General features: G+C 37.4%; 14 protein-coding genes and 1 tRNA gene. 10 read left to right on the plus strand and 5 right to left on the minus strand.

Annotated elements, in window-relative coordinates:
* Nucleotides 1–312: 312 nt before the first annotated feature.
* Nucleotides 313–540, minus strand: coding sequence for a hypothetical protein (locus C1A05_RS10115; RefSeq protein WP_102028103.1), 228 nt, complete (start codon nt 538–540; stop codon nt 313–315).
* A 134-nt stretch (nt 541–674) separates the two neighbouring features.
* Here C1A05_RS10115 and C1A05_RS10120 point away from each other — a divergent pair.
* Nucleotides 675–747 (plus strand) — tRNA-Val (locus C1A05_RS10120).
* 162 nt (nt 748–909) lie between these two features.
* On the opposite strand, the gene C1A05_RS10125 is transcribed toward C1A05_RS10120, so the two are convergent.
* Nucleotides 910–1,317, minus strand: a complete 408-nt coding sequence (locus C1A05_RS10125; RefSeq protein ID WP_102028104.1) for a RidA family protein — start codon at nt 1,315–1,317, stop codon at nt 910–912.
* Nucleotides 1,318–1,427: 110 nt separating this feature from the next.
* Between C1A05_RS10125 and C1A05_RS10130 the strand changes: the two genes are divergently transcribed.
* The 4 genes from C1A05_RS10130 (at nt 1,428) to C1A05_RS10145 (ending at nt 4,715) form a co-directional block, all read left to right on the plus strand.
* Nucleotides 1,428–2,207: a MerR family transcriptional regulator gene (locus tag C1A05_RS10130; RefSeq protein WP_102028105.1), complete on the plus strand. Its 780-nt coding sequence runs from the start codon at nt 1,428–1,430 to the stop codon at nt 2,205–2,207.
* Nucleotides 2,208–2,337: 130 nt separating this feature from the next.
* Complete coding sequence (locus C1A05_RS10135) at nt 2,338–3,573, plus strand: dicarboxylate/amino acid:cation symporter (protein ID WP_102028106.1); 1,236 nt, start codon at nt 2,338–2,340, stop codon at nt 3,571–3,573.
* A gap of 393 nt (nt 3,574–3,966) precedes the next feature.
* Nucleotides 3,967–4,215, plus strand: a complete 249-nt coding sequence (locus tag C1A05_RS10140; protein ID WP_102028107.1) for a hypothetical protein — start codon at nt 3,967–3,969, stop codon at nt 4,213–4,215.
* 215 nt (nt 4,216–4,430) lie between these two features.
* On the plus strand, nt 4,431–4,715 hold the full coding sequence (locus C1A05_RS10145) for a DUF1292 domain-containing protein (protein WP_102028108.1): 285 nt from the start codon (nt 4,431–4,433) through the stop codon (nt 4,713–4,715).
* 331 nt (nt 4,716–5,046) lie between these two features.
* Here the strand turns inward: C1A05_RS10145 and C1A05_RS10150 are convergent, their stop codons facing one another.
* From C1A05_RS10150 to C1A05_RS10160, 3 genes are read right to left on the minus strand one after another with little or no spacing between them, the layout of a single operon-like run.
* Nucleotides 5,047–6,015: a FecCD family ABC transporter permease gene (locus C1A05_RS10150; RefSeq protein WP_102028182.1), complete on the minus strand. Its 969-nt coding sequence runs from the start codon at nt 6,013–6,015 to the stop codon at nt 5,047–5,049.
* 10 nt (nt 6,016–6,025) lie between these two features.
* The gene (locus C1A05_RS10155; RefSeq protein ID WP_102028109.1) at nt 6,026–7,027 is read right to left on the minus strand and encodes a FecCD family ABC transporter permease; all 1,002 of its coding nucleotides are present in this window, start codon (nt 7,025–7,027) and stop codon (nt 6,026–6,028) included.
* A 19-nt stretch (nt 7,028–7,046) separates the two neighbouring features.
* The gene (locus tag C1A05_RS10160; RefSeq protein WP_102028110.1) at nt 7,047–7,958 is read right to left on the minus strand and encodes an iron-hydroxamate ABC transporter substrate-binding protein; all 912 of its coding nucleotides are present in this window, start codon (nt 7,956–7,958) and stop codon (nt 7,047–7,049) included.
* A gap of 168 nt (nt 7,959–8,126) precedes the next feature.
* On the opposite strand from C1A05_RS10160, the gene C1A05_RS10165 reads away from it, so the two are divergent.
* From C1A05_RS10165 to C1A05_RS10185, 5 genes are all read left to right on the plus strand, one after another.
* A complete protein-coding gene (locus tag C1A05_RS10165) occupies nt 8,127–9,173 on the plus strand; it encodes an NAD(P)/FAD-dependent oxidoreductase (protein ID WP_200816486.1) in 1,047 nt (348 codons plus the stop codon).
* 320 nt (nt 9,174–9,493) lie between these two features.
* Nucleotides 9,494–10,903, plus strand: coding sequence for a WG repeat-containing protein (locus tag C1A05_RS10170; protein ID WP_102028112.1), 1,410 nt, complete (start codon nt 9,494–9,496; stop codon nt 10,901–10,903).
* Between the two features lie 566 nt (nt 10,904–11,469).
* Nucleotides 11,470–13,584, plus strand: a complete 2,115-nt coding sequence (locus C1A05_RS10175) for a glycoside hydrolase family 3 protein (RefSeq protein ID WP_102028113.1) — start codon at nt 11,470–11,472, stop codon at nt 13,582–13,584.
* A gap of 39 nt (nt 13,585–13,623) precedes the next feature.
* A complete protein-coding gene (locus tag C1A05_RS10180) occupies nt 13,624–14,883 on the plus strand; it encodes an exo-beta-N-acetylmuramidase NamZ family protein (RefSeq protein WP_102028114.1) in 1,260 nt (419 codons plus the stop codon).
* A gap of 134 nt (nt 14,884–15,017) precedes the next feature.
* Nucleotides 15,018–15,308, plus strand: a complete 291-nt coding sequence (locus C1A05_RS10185) for a HesB/YadR/YfhF family protein (protein WP_102028115.1) — start codon at nt 15,018–15,020, stop codon at nt 15,306–15,308.
* The last annotated feature ends 32 nt before the right edge of the window (nt 15,309–15,340 follow it).

Raw genomic sequence — 15,340 nt, forward strand, 5'->3', positions numbered from 1 at the left:
AGGCGAGTAACTTATTGAATCGACAAATACACTTGTTCAAGCGGCGAGTATTTTTGTCAAATAGACGAGTAAATTTTTCATGGACGAGTATTTTTATAAGTTGGCGGGTATTTTGAGTAAAAAGACAAATAAAAATGGGCTTTAGACGCGTATATGTTATTTAGACGAATAAAGTCCTCATTTAGACGAACAAAAAATGCACTTAGGCGAGTAAATACCTGAATCAGACGAGTGTTTTAAATTTAATAGTATTTAATAAATAAAAAGCCCCCGTAATATAAGAATAATAATTACTGGGGCTATAGGTTTACCTTATTTTACCCATTTTCCATGAAGTAACCATGGCTTCTTAACTTCAAAATCTGTGCACTGCGTGAATTGCTTAATTTGATTTTCTTTTAGATCCATCCATAATTTATGTTCGGTAAAAATGTCTTTTCTATGGGCATTCACCGTCTCCCATAATCCAGGTTGTCCCAAAGAGCTATCCCAAGGGTATTCTAACAGTGCATATAGTTCGCCTTTTTGATCTTCATTCATTAAAAAAAGCGGGACCTATCGTTATTAACAAATTGATAGAGAAGTAAGATAGGAATCTTACTTCTCTAGCTTTCTTTATATTGACTATTATTAAGAAAAGCTGTATTTTAATACTAAGAATAATATAATTCAACGATTCCGTAGCTCAGCTGGGAGAGCGCCACCTTGACAGGGTGGAGGTCGTTGGTTCGAACCCAATCGGAATCACTAGGACAGATGCGCTGAAATCATTATTGTTTAAATGGTTTTGGCGTTTTGTTTTTTTGAAGCAGTCTTATTTCTTCAAAAGGGGTAATGAACGACATACTGGAAGAAACCAATAATGAATTCCATTACAATCAAGATATAACTTTCCGAAACAGGGATGATTTACTTCTCCCTCACAGCCGCTACTGCCTCAACCTCAACCAATTGATTTGGATAACCTAACACCGTAACACCTGACAATGTACTTGGGACATCATGATCACCAAATTCTTCTCGAACCGCATCCCATGCTGCTACTAAGTGAGCACGATTCGTCGAGGCTACTAAAACTCTTGTATATGCAACGTCCGTTATGGTAGCGCCGCATTCTTTTAACGCCATTTTCATGTTTTCTACACATAGTTTTGCTTGTTCTTCTACATTAGAAATTGCTGGAACTTTTCCGTTTGGATCAAGTGGACAGGCTCCTGCTAGAAATAGTATTTCAGAGTCTCTTGGTACTTGTGAAGCATATGCATAGTCTACGGAAGCTAATTCCTTCGAATGGATCAGCTTTATGTGTTTATTCATTATCCTCACTCCTTTTAGGTAATAATTCGAAAAAAAGTTATTATTTCCTCCTTGTACCTACAGTTACGTGAGGCTTTATAATAAATTTATACTTTTAGGGAGGGTTTATGATGAAAGGGAAAAACAAGTATACGATTGGTGAATTTTCTAATATGACAGGCACTTCGATTCGAACATTACATTATTATGATGAAATTGGTCTCCTGCAACCTGAGAAAGACCCCAAGTCTGGCCACCGTATTTATTCACATCAAGATATCCTAACACTTCAAAAAATAATAACGCTTAAATTTTTAGGCTATCAACTCGACAAAATGAAAAGTCTACTATTGGAATCGAATTTCACTGTGGATTTAAATGAAACGTTGAATCTACATATGAAAATGCTAGAAGAAGAAAAGGTAAAAATCGAAGAATCCATTACTGCAATAAAACGAGTTACAAGAATACTAGAACAAGAAGGGGAGGTGGATAGTAATGTATTGATTAGTGTCATTAATGGTTTACAGACACAAGATATACAACAAGAATGGATGGAAAAGCACAATCTGACAAAGGTAGCAGATGAATTAGCTACTAAATCAGAGGAAGATATAATTGCTCTCGATCAATCTTTTATTCAAATGTCGAAGCAATTAAAGAAACTATATGGTCGTCCTGTCGATGATCCGGAAGTACAACAATTAGTTGCAACATATCTTGAGGAGTCATTTGCATTTTTAGGGGAAGATCTAATGCAAGAGCTAGGAAATATGGATATAGAAGAGATGGATATACAAGAATTAGAGGAAATGGCACCTTCTCCTTTTACAGAAGAAGAGGAAAAATGGCTAAATGAAGCGATGGAATATTATATGAAGCAAGTAGAAATGGATGCTGAAAATACGTAATGCTCATTTTGGGATAATATCTCTTCCTTTTGGAAAATAATGAAAAATTTCTTTGAAAACTAGCAGGAATGAACCTATATTTAACCGAATATTTATAATTATCAGTTTATTTTACAAAAGGAGGGATACAATGTCTTTAACGAAAAAAATACTTCTTGGTATGGGATTAGGTATTCTTGTAGGTTTGTTCTTTAATCTTGCATTGCCTGATTTCTTTGATGAGGTAAATTCTTACTTATTTGTTCCTTTAGGTACAATCTTTTTAAATTTAATTAAAATGCTTGTTGTACCAATTGTTCTTGTTTCACTTATTTTAGGAACTGCAGGGATTAGCGATCCTAAAAAATTAGGGCGCATGGGATTGAAAACGATATCATTTTTTCTTGCTACAACTGCATTTGCTATTATTATTGCCATGGGTACCTCGTTAATTGTCCAACCAGGGTCAGGTAATTACTCATTAGCTGGAGCTGAATATGAAGGTACTGAAGCCCCGCCTGTTATGGACACACTTCTAAATATTATTCCTACAAATGCTATTGATTCGATGGTGCAAGGAAATATGCTTCAAATCATTTTCTTTTCCATTCTAATTGGGTTCGCACTCGCACGACTAGGCAGTAAAGTTCAGGGGTTAACACGACTTGTAGAACAGGCAAATGAAGTATTAATGTTCCTTGTGAATTTTATTATGAAAATTGCTCCATATGGGGCGTTTGGATTGATTGCAACAGCTGTTGGGAGTCAAGGGTATGATGCGTTTTCAGCAATGCTAAAATATATGCTCGTTGTGCTATTTGTTTTATTACTCCAAGTTATAGTAGTGTATGGCTCTGCTTTAACAACGTTAGGGAAAATGAGTCCGATTAAATTTTTAAAAGGATTCTCCCCAGCCATGATTGTTGCCTTTAGTACATCTAGTAGTAGTGCAACATTACCTGTGTCTATGAGAGCTGCGCAAGATAATTTAGGTGTTTCTAAACCTGTTAGTGGCTTTGTCCAGCCTTTAGGGGCAACGATAAACATGGATGGAACAGCTATTATGCAAGGGGTTGCGACAGTCTTTATTGCACAGGTAGCAGGAGTGGACTTAACGATAGGTCAAATGTTAACCGTACTTCTCACCGCAACGCTTGCTAGTATTGGAACTGCTGGTGTTCCAGGTGTCGGATTGATTATGTTATCCATGGTATTAACATCAGTTGGCTTACCTGTTGAAGCAATTGCGTTAATACTTGGTGTGGACCGCTTGTTGGATATGTGTAGAACAGCAACCAATATTACCGGAGATGCTGTTTGTGCGGTAATTGTTGATCGTACAGAAGGGGTATCTGAAGAAGCGGAAGCCCAGCAAGAAAGTGCATAAAATAACACGAAAGAGCGTAAACAATTTTGTTTTACGCTCTTTTTTTCTGTGCCTACCAATACCACCAATGATGCCAAGGTCTCCGGTGATGATAGTATCCATGATGAAACCATGGTCTATGATATCGAGGTCTTCTACGTGGGTACCCATACCAAGGTCCAAATCCCATAAAATCCCTCCTTTCCAATTGCTATATATTACTAAGTGATCTACAATGTTGAGCTTGTCTAAAGCTTGAATAATCAGATTGCCTACTATTTTGGATTCAATAGATAAAGTTTACTAGATAAAAAAATTTCCTAAAATTAGGTACCTACCTATCCACATTTTCATTAAGGGCATACGTTTATTAATGTAGGAAGAAATCCAATTAGTATGGAGGGGAAACATAACATGAATAAAGAGAATGTAACATTTCATTTACCGGATACAGTGGACGAAAGGATTATAAGAAGACCGTTTGGATATGGTAGACCATTTGGATTTGGAAGACCTTTCTATGGTGGATATGGTTTTGGTGCACCGTTTGTTGGTGGTGTATTAGGTGGTCTATTAGGAAGTGCATTATACCCGCCATATGGGTATGGATACCCATATCCATATTATGGAGGATATGGATACCCATTTTTCCCATATTATTAAAAAAGAATAAAGTCAATAAATGTTTAGGAAACCGCATAGAATCTCGTTACTCTAACCTGATTCAGCGGTTTTGTTTTTGTGTACCTTTCTATCTTTATATTTAGGAAGTATTTATAAAAAAATTTCCTGAACTATTGGATATTTGTGGATTCTCATGGTATGATTTCAGTTCCAAATGGAAAGATAAAAATGAGGTTACATAAGGAGGTCTTGCTATGGATGAAATAAAAGTTGGGGAAATCTTCACCATAAGTGATGAAGCAGAGGAAGAACAACAAGTCGAAGTATTAGCGAAAGTTACATTACAAGGAACAGATTATATTGCGGTTAGCTTTTTAGAAGATTTGGAAGAGGAAAATCAAGATGAAATTGACATCTTTTTCTTAAAGGTAGATGAAGATGGCGATCTTTCTGCTATTGAATCAGATGAAGAATTTGATAAGGTATCAGAAGCATTTGACGCCATATTAGAAGAAGACGAAGAAGATAACGAGGCATAATAAAAGAACCAGCTATTCATCTTTCTAAGGATGAATAGCTGGTTTTCTATGTTCTAAAGGGGAGGTAGTATTAGATATTCTTTATTGGTTAAGGTTAGTAAACGTATCTTTATGTTATTTTTGTGTACAGTTCCGATTAACATGTTCATTTTTTACTAGGACTTTTTAACTCGTTTCCTTTTGACTGAGGGGTTTTCAATCAAATTGTAACGAATACGTAGATTCTATAAATAAGCTTATGTTCACCGTCCTTTCCTCTATCTTTTCTCCGTACAACCTTATCTTAACGTTGGAATGTGTCAGGCATATGTCAGCTCATTATTTTTTCGAATTACTTTTTAATTAATAAATAGATAAAGTATGGTGCACCGATAAAAGCAGCTACTATTCCAGCTGGTATCGTACTAGATTCCAACAGTATTCTTCCGATTGTGTCTGCTAGTATTAATAAAGTAGCGCCAACAAGTAGTGCTAGTGGTAAAAAGTGTTTATGGATTGGACCAACTAACCCTTTCGCGATGTGGGGTGCCATTAATCCAATAAAGCTAATACCGCCAGTAATGGAAACGGCAGCAGCAGCTAGTGCAACAGCGATAAAAATAAATAGTAGCCTGTCTCGATTAATTTGAACTCCTAGCCCACGAGCAACAGGTTCACTCATTGCAATAATATCTAATGTATTTGTTTTAAAGTAAAGCATTGGTAAAGATAGAATAAGCCATGGGAGGATCGCGTATACAAACGGCCAATCTGTACCCCAAATATTTCCAGCAAGCCATTGAGAGATAAACTCTACTTCATGGCGCTCCGCAGAGGATACTAAAATCATCATAAGACCGGATAAAGCAGAAGCGAATCCGACGCCGATTAATACAAGCTTCACTGGTACAATCCCTTTTCCTTTTTGATAAGAAAAAAAATAAATGCACACGGCTGTTAGCATAGCACTAATAAAGGCGATCAAAGGTAATACGTAGGCATAATGCTGGATTTCTGTTTTTACAAATAAGTAAAAAACCGTAATACCAACACCAGCACCTGCATTTATTCCGATAATCCCTGGGTCAGCTAGGTCGTTTCGTGTAATTGTTTGTAAAAGAGACCCTGCAATAGCTAGAGCCATTCCAGAGAACGCTAGGACAAGAACACGTGGTAAGCGAACAGTAAATAGGACAAATTCTTCTTTAAAGGTGCCTTGCCCAAGCAAAGTTGGTACAATGCGTCCGATAGATACGGATGAGTTACCAACAGATATACTAAACGTCAATACAACGAGAAAGAGTAGAATGGAGATGATCATCCATTTATGTTTACTCAAATTGTCGTCCTCCTTTTCGAACTAAAATTAAGAAGAACGGCAATCCAATTAACGATATTAATGCAACCACTGGAGTCTCAAATGGTGCATAAATAGTCCGACCAATGAGGTCTGCGCAAACCATGAACAATCCGCCAATTACGATACTCATCGGTAATATAAAACGATAGTCTGAACCTACTAACGCTCGCACCATATGCGGAATCATTAAACCTAAAAATGCTAGATTTCCAACTAGCGCTACACTAGAGCCAGCTAGGATGACGACGAGAACCATTAATATGATTTTTAACAAACTCGTTTTTTGACCGAGTCCAACTGCAACATCCTCATTTAAGCTTAAAACGGTTAATTTTCCACTTAAAAAAAGACTAGTGGTTAATCCAATTAGGATAAAGGGTACAACAAATAAGGAGGACCAAGTTGTACCAATCAATCCTCCAGATGTCCACATGGATACATCCTTAGAAATGTGAAATAAGATACCAATTCCATCAGCTAGTGCTTGTAAAAAGGCGGTTACAGCAGCTCCTGCTAATACAAGCTTAAGTGGAGATAGACCACCTTGCGTCGCCGTACTTATGAGAAACACAATAGCCATTCCTATCCCTGCTCCAATGAAACAGGCAATAATTAATTGCAGATAGCTGGAAGAAGGTAGCAGAGCTAACGTAATGGCAAGGGCAGCATTAGCCCCTGCTGTTATTCCTAACAACCCCGGGTCTGCTAGTGGATTTCGGGTTATCCCTTGCATAATGGCACCAGCTACTGCTAGAGCACTTCCAACAAAAAAAGCTGCAAGGACACGGGGAAAACGTATTTCTCGAAGCTCCGAGTAATACGTCCCACCATTCTTCGCCCAGATTGCGTTCCACACATCTTGTACGGAAGTGGAAGCAGCTCCAAAACGAATCGCAAAGGACATACTTAGCAATAGAAACACAACAGCGGTAATTAATTTTATTGGAAAAGGTATGGAACGGATAAAATTCATGTGAAACGCATCCTATCTATTACTTGTTCCCCAAAAATTTTTCTTTAAAGAATTCTAGTTGGTACTCTAGGGATGATGCATCATTAAAGTAGAAGGCTTTTGCATTAGCCTCAAATACCGTTCCATTTTGAACAGCTTCAATCTCGTTATACCAATCAGCCTCTAGGAAAGAAGTGTCTTGATCCTCCGTTAAACTTAAAATAACGTAATCACCAACATAGTCTCCTAACACTTCCTGAGATATAGCAAAGTATCCTGGTTCTAGTGCAACGTCAGCAACTGCATCTGGCATCTTTAAGCCCATTTCTTGATACAAAATTTCTGTTCCACGGCCCCAGTTATCCCCAAATAAATAAAATTGTTTTTCAAAGTTTTCGATAACGGTTACTGTAGCGTCTTCTCCGATTTTTTCCTTTATCTCTTCCCCTAAAGCTTTCGCACGAGCTTGAAAGTCTTCTACCCATGCTTTTGCTTCTTCTTCTTTGTTCACGACCTTGCCAATTTCAATGTGTTGCTGTAAGTAATTATTTTTCCCGTATGTGAACAGAACAGTGGGGGCAATTTTTTGTAGTGTGTCTGCATTCTCAATATTGTTTAAACCAATAATTAAATCTGGATTTAATTCGATAATCTTTTCAATATCTTCATTTGTTACAACCTCTGCATCTTTAAGCTCTGATTCAAAGTTCGGGTTCATGGCTGACCAGGAGTCGACACCGACAATGTTCACACCTAACTTAATTAGATCCCCTGCATAGGATGATAATACGACGACACGTTCAGGGTTTGCAGGAACTTCAACTGGACCAGTTTCAGATTCGTATGTAATCGTATCTCCTGAAGGTTCTTCTTTTGTTGATCCTTCATTATTGCTACAAGCGGTGAAAATGAATACAACGAATAGAAATATAGAGACAATTATTTTTTTCATTTTAATGCACTCCTTTATTTATAAGTTTCTCCTAAAAAGGTAAATCTTCTCTTTCCAAAAATTATGAACTATGATATTATCATTGAAAATGAGAATCATTATCAATACCTATATTAGATAGTTGAAATTTTTATGTCAATAACTTTTTTTAAAAATGGGGGGATTGTTGTGGAGGGATGCTATGATGTTACGATTATTGGTGGTGGACCTGCAGGTTTATTTTCGGCCTTTTATAGCGGGCTACGTAACGTAAAAACGAAAATTATCGAATACCAACCGAAATTAGGCGGGAAGGTGCTTCTTTATCCAGATAAACTAATTTGGGATGTTGGTGGTCAACCACCAGTAATTGGGGAAACCTTTGCCAAACAAATAGTAGAACAAGGGATGACCTTCAACCCTACCGTTTGTACAAATACGAAAGTAGATTTCATAGAAAAAGTAGAGAATCATTTTTGTATTACGACTAGTAAAGGGGATAAGCATTACTCAAAAACAATAATTATGGCCTGTGGTGGAGGGATTATTAATCCAAAACGATTGGAATTGAAGGAAGCTCGTAAATATGAACAAAAAAACCTCCATTATACCGTTTCTTCTATTAAACAGTTTGCCAATAAAGTTGTACTAATCTCTGGTGGTGGAGATGCAGCAATCGATTGGGCTGTAGGGTTATTGCCAATTGCAAAAAAAATCATGGTTGTCTATCGAAAGGAACAATTATCTGCTCATGAAGCATACGTGGTAAAGGTACAACAAAGCGATGCATCGATTTTGTACAATACAACGATTAAAGGATTTATTGAAAATTGTGATGATCAAACGATAAAAAAAGTAGTCCTACAAAATACGAAAACGGGTGAAATACATGATCAAGAAGTTGACCATGTCATTGTTAGCCATGGATACAATTTGGAGGATTCCTTTAAATGGGCCCAAAACATAGCATTAGATAAACAGGATGATTACTTTTTTAAAGGGAATGCCTTTGGTTGTACATCAGAGCAAGGAATCTTTGCAGCTGGTGATATCCTATCCTATCAGGGTAAAATAAATCTATTAGCCGGTGCATTTCATGATGCGGTAAATGCAGTGAATAGTGTAAAGAGATATTTAGAGCCAAATTCGAATCAGGTCGCAATGGTTTCCTCTCATAACGATGCCTTTGAGGAGCGGAATGCTTCGATTATGAAAAACATGTTTAAAGAGGTATAAACTATCCATTTGATGTGGAAATCTAATGGCAATGTGAGAAAATTCCTCCTGTATATAAAAAGGTGAAGCTTGGCTTATGGAACTCTAAATTGCGAGCTATTTTTACAAATAAAAACATATTACGAACTTAGTCCTAATTTATTTCAAAATTATTCCTTTCTTTATTAAATAAATTCTGAGGAAAGCCGATATAGTAGATGAGTATTTTTACAAATAACAGGTGAGTGCAGTGGTGAAATAGTATAATAGCTTTATTTCACCTTGTTAAAAAGGAGAGGAATGTTCTGAGAAGCGCAATTGGTAGTAGCTTATTCGTAGTCATGATGTTGTTATTAATAGGATGTTCTGATGAAAATGTTCAATCAAAAGCTGATTCCTCACAAAAAGAGGAAACAGTTCAATTTGAAATTGAAAAGGAACGTATTAAAGGGGAAGAGGAAGTTGAGGAAAGAACGGAGCCGAATAATCAAGCTTTAATTCCTGTCAGTACAGATGATGTGGAGTATCGATATGTGAATGAGCTAGGAGAAACGGTAATTGAAGGGCCGTTTAGTTATGCTAATTCTTTTTCAGAGGGATTCGCTTCTGTATACGATGATGATGGTAATGGGTATTTTATTGACCAATCCGGTGAGAAGCAATTTGAATTTGATTATGTGGATGTAGGAGACTTCCATGATGGCTTAGCTGGTTTTTCAGAACAAGTAAAGGAAGGCGATTATAATCTTCGGTACGGATTTATCGACACCGATGGGGACATTGCCATTAATCCTACTTATATAAATGTAACGAATTTTTCTGAAGGGAAAGCTTTAGGTATATATCCTAATACAAATGGAGCTTGGGAATTACATTTAATAGATAAGAATGGCACAACAACTGTATTAAAGGATGTTCCAGTTGAGAATGTAGATGGTATGACAACCTTTGATCAAGGTGTTGCAATGGTTTACACATCATCAGAAAGCTTTACGAAAGACTTGTATTTAATTGATTTAAAAGGAAATGTGAAGCATATTCAAAAATATGAGGATATTGGAATTCTTTCTGAAGGATTAATACCGGTATTATACGTAAATGAAGCATATGGTCCTGTTTGGGGATTTATCGATGGATCTGGGAAAGAAGTAATTCCGCCAATCTATAAATCTACTAACTATTTTTCAGAGGGCATCGTAGCTGTACAACCTTGGGATCAACAACCTTCTAATGATACCCCTGGGCAATGGGTGCTTATTGATCGTAATGGCGAGCTTGTAGTTGATAATTCCTTCGATGAGATTGGTATCTTCCGTAATGGGTTAGCGGCTGTAAAGGTGGATGATCTTTGGGGTTATATAGATACAAAAGGCGAGATGGTCATTGAACCTCAGTTTAGCTTTGGATTTCCATTTGTAGACGGTTTAGCAGCGGTTTTATTAGGGGATAAGAAAGCATACATAAATAAAGATGGGCAATATGTTATTTCTCCATCAGTTGGGGATAATACAGGCTCTGAACTAGGTGAACAGCAAGCAACAGATAGACTGTGGGAATTTTTAGCTGATGAAGGTATAAATAAAGAGAGTGACTATATTATAGAAGGAAGTACGAAAACAGAAGAGGGTGTCTATGAATTTGAATTATATGGACCTGAAGTGATAGATGATCCTGATACTGGTACAAGTCACCGAAACTACTTCGGAAGATATGGTGTGGACCCAGATGGTCGTGTGTATAAGTACCAATAAAAATGAATCTTTGAGGACAAGATGGAACGATTCCATTTTGTCCTCTTTTAATGCTTTGGTTCATTTTAATTCTGTGGCAACGTTTGTTGTTATTGAAAGGTGCGTCTCAAGTGTTCTAGCACCTTTGTTTGTTTTAGAAGTAGTTAAAAATTTGTTGCTTTTTCGATTTTCCCTATGAAATATTTCTTCAAATCCACTTAAATTTCGAGTTGTTTTTATGCTAAATGGATATATCCACCTAGGGGAATTCCTCTAAGTCACCCGAATCTTTAGGTGGAAAGTGTGATAGACATCAAAAGCTTATCCATTTACTATGAAATCAAATAGTAAGCGCTTTACTAATAGTCTTGTACCAATTCGATTCTATTACCCTACTTTCATTACTTTTTACATAAAAGTAATTTTCCCACTATTCCTCAACTCCTGTTTTTTAACACATTCATACTCCGTTGTTATGAGCTCAAGTTTTCTCTATTAACAATAGCCAGTAAAGGAGATGGTTGTTTTCGAGAATTGTTTGTAAGGTAGTTTGATTCGCTATATCAAAAAAGATTGGGGGAGAAATAATGCGAAAAATTAGTATGCTTTCTATCATTTCGGTTGTTCTCATATGTTCTCAATTCCTTATGGGAGGTTCGTTTAAACTCGTGAGTGCAGAGAAAAGTACCACGAAATCAGACTTAATTATTTATCAAAATGTCCCACAAGTAGAAGTGGAGGTAAATAACAATTCTATCGAGTTGAAAGCTCTTCATACCTATGAAGATGGACATTTTACACTTGCAACCTCCAACCATTTAGAGTGGAACTCTACAAATCAGAACGTTGCAACCGTTGATGAGAAGGGAAACGTGTTGTTCACAGGACAAAATGGAAGAACATTTATTACAGTTTCGGATGGGATTTATGAAGATCGAATTGCATTAGACTATAAGGTGGATCCAAAAGAAGCAAGGGAATCTACAGGGAAACCGAAAAGTAAACCACAAGTAGTAAAGCAAAAAGGAGATCGTTACCATATTATTGAAAATACAGTCTCACATATGACGCTAGAAGAAAAAATTGGCCAAATGCTTATGCCAGACTTTCGTACTTGGAACGGAGAAAATGTTACGGAAATGCTTCCAGAAATCGAGCAGCTTATTGAAGAGTATCACTTAGGTGGTGTTATTTTATTTAGAGAAAATGTGGTTACAACCGAACAGACAGCAGAGCTTGTGTCGGATTACCAAGCGGCAGCTGAAAAATATGGATTACTTCTTACGATTGATCAGGAAGGTGGTATTGTAACAAGACTACAATCTGGAACAGACATGCCAGGTAACATGGCATTAGGTGCAACTCGCTCTGAGGATGTTACATATCAGGTTGCAAAAGCCATTGGCGAAGAGCTAGAAGCACTTGGAATCAATATGAATCTAGCTCCTGTATTAGATGTAAACAACAATCCAGATAATCCGGTAATTGGAGTCCGCTCATTTGGTAGTGATCCAGCTTTAGTCGGTGAATTGGGTGTGGCATATTTAGAAGGGCTTCAAAGTACTGGAGTTGCAGCAACAGCAAAACACTTTCCTGGACATGGTGACACTGCGGTGGATTCTCACTTAGGCTTACCAGAAGTGCCTCATGACAAAGATCGTTTGTTAGAAGTAGAGCTTTATCCATTTCAACAAGCTATGAACGCAGGCGTTGATGCTGTCATGACAGCCCATGTAACCTTTCCGAAGATTGATGACACGAAAGTAATCTCCAAAAAGGATGGTTCTGAAATTGCACTGCCAGCGACCTTATCAGAGAAGGTGTTAACGGATTTGATGCGAGAAGAAATGCAATATAATGGGGTAATCATTACAGACGCAATGAACATGAACGCAATTACCGATCATTTTGGACCAGTTGATGCCGCAATTCGAGCGGTTAAAGCAGGTACAGATATTGTTCTTATGCCAGTAGGTTTAGAGGAGGTTGCTTCCGGGTTATTAGAAGCTGTTCAATCCGGAGAAATTACAGAATCCCGAATAGAACAGTCGGTTGAGCGTATTTTAACCCTCAAAGTAAAGCGGGGCATTTTTAAAGAAGAAACACCAACACCTATCGATGAAAAAATCGCAAATGCACAAGAGGTTGTCGGTTCTCAGGATCATAAAAGAATAGAAGCTACAGCTGCTCATCAATCGATAACACTTGTGAAAAATGATGACGCCCTTCCGTTAAATGTAGCGGAGAATGAAAAGATTGTTGTTATAGGTGGGACCTATGGAGATAGCCTGGCCAATGCAATTACGGAAAAGCATGCCAATACAGACTATATAAGTACAACAGGCCCATTAACAGATAGCCAATTAACTCAATTAGACGATGCGAAAGCTGTCATTATTGGTACCTACACATACAATGTTTCCGGACGTGCGGAGACTAGTGAACAAATGCAAATGGTACATCAAGTAATGGAATATAGTGAAGCACCGGTAATTGGGATCGGTATCCGTAACCCATATGACATCATGGCTTATCCAACCATAGATGCTTATTTAGCTCAATATGGATTTAGAGAAGCGAGCTTCGAAGCAACAGCAAATACACTCTTTGGGCACAACATTCCGACCGGTACATTGCCTGTTTCCATACCAAATGCTGCAGGAGGAACGCTATACGAATTTGGTCATGGATTACATTATTAAAAATGCTTTGTTAAGACCTTAATATAGAGGAGGGATTAGATGAAAAAAGGATTTGTTATGTTGTTAACAGCTGTTTTGGTGTTATGGTCCTTAACTGGTGTTGTCGCAACAGGTAATGGCAACGGAAATCAATATGGTCATGAAAAAGGAAAAGGAAATCCCCATAAGTTTAAGCTCGGTGTTGAAGTGCTGCTTGAAGAGCGAAAGGATTTAATTGAAGGAAAGCGAGTAGGACTAATTACCAATCCAACTGGTGTAGACCAGGAACTAAATAGTATCGTTGACCTTTTATATAACGATGAGGATGTGGAATTAACGGCTCTATATGGACCAGAGCACGGAGTTCGTGGAAGTGCACAGGCAGGAGAATATGTTGAATACTACATGGATGAAGAAACGGGTCTTCCAGTGTATAGTTTATATGGAGAAACGAGAAAACCGACTCCAGAAATGCTGGAAGATGTAGACGTCTTATTGTTTGACATTCAAGATGTAGGAAGTCGTTTCTATACGTATATTTACACGATGGCATATGCTATGGAGGCAGCACAAGAAAATAATATTGAGTTTATTGTATTAGACCGCCCGAACCCAATCGGTGGCGAAAAAGTAGAAGGCCCAGTATTAGATCCGGAATATGCGTCCTTTGTTGGAAATTATCCAATTCCTTTACGACATGGTATGACAGTAGGGGAGCTTGCAAAATTATTTAACGAGGAATTCGGGATTGGCGCAGATTTAACCGTTGTAGAAATGAATGGCTGGGAACGAGATATGTATTACGATGAAACACCGCTAGATTTTGTCATGCCATCTCCAAACATGCCTACATTGGAGACAGCTATGGTATATCCTGGTGCAGCTTTAATGGAGGGAACGAACGTATCAGAAGGAAGAGGTACGACTAAACCGTTTGAATTAATTGGTGCACCGTTTATCAATAGTACACAGCTAGCTGAGGAATTGAATGCTTTACAGTTACCGGGAGTCATGTTTAGAGCAGCATCCTTTACTCCGCTATTTTCCAAGCATAGCGGAAATTTATCCAATGGTATTGAAATACATGTAACAGATCGAGATGCTTATTTACCGGTGGAAACAGGATTGCACATTGTGAAAACCATCTATGATTTATATCCTGAGGATGTTACCTTCCGTGACTTTTTCCATAATTTAATCGGGAATGGCTGGGTACTAGAAGCGATACAAAATGGTCAATCCGTTGAAGAAATAAAAGCACAATGGCAAGATGAACTAGATGCATTTAAGGATGTCCGTGCAAACTACTTGTTATATTAATACAATTAAATGCTCAATCTCATAATGGGATTGAGCATTTTTCATTGTATGTTCACTTTTTTGTGGTATGTTGGGATTTAGGATAACTTATACTAAAACTGTACTAAAGGACATATATAAAATGAGGTGTAACAATGAAGTTTAATGTGAGCAACGATGCAGCTAAATGGTTTATTGAGGAATTTGATTTAGAAAAAGGGGATTATGTCCAAATATCTGCCAAGCTTTATGGAGGAATTCCTACTGTATTTCCAAGCTATTTTTTAGGCATTACAGTTGGGAATGAGGGAGATATTGCCTATCAGGATGAAAAAGAGGGAATTACTTTTTACATAAATAATACGAATGCATGGTTATTGGAAAATCATCGTATTGAAGTAGAATTGGATGGGGAGGATGTTGATTTTAAGTTTATAGAAGACTAGTAGGAGACGAGCTTGCTGTATCGTATGGCTAG

The organism is Salirhabdus sp. Marseille-P4669, assembly GCF_900240405.1.
In the GTDB taxonomy this organism is placed as follows: domain Bacteria; phylum Bacillota; class Bacilli; order Bacillales; family Alkalibacillaceae; genus OEQK01.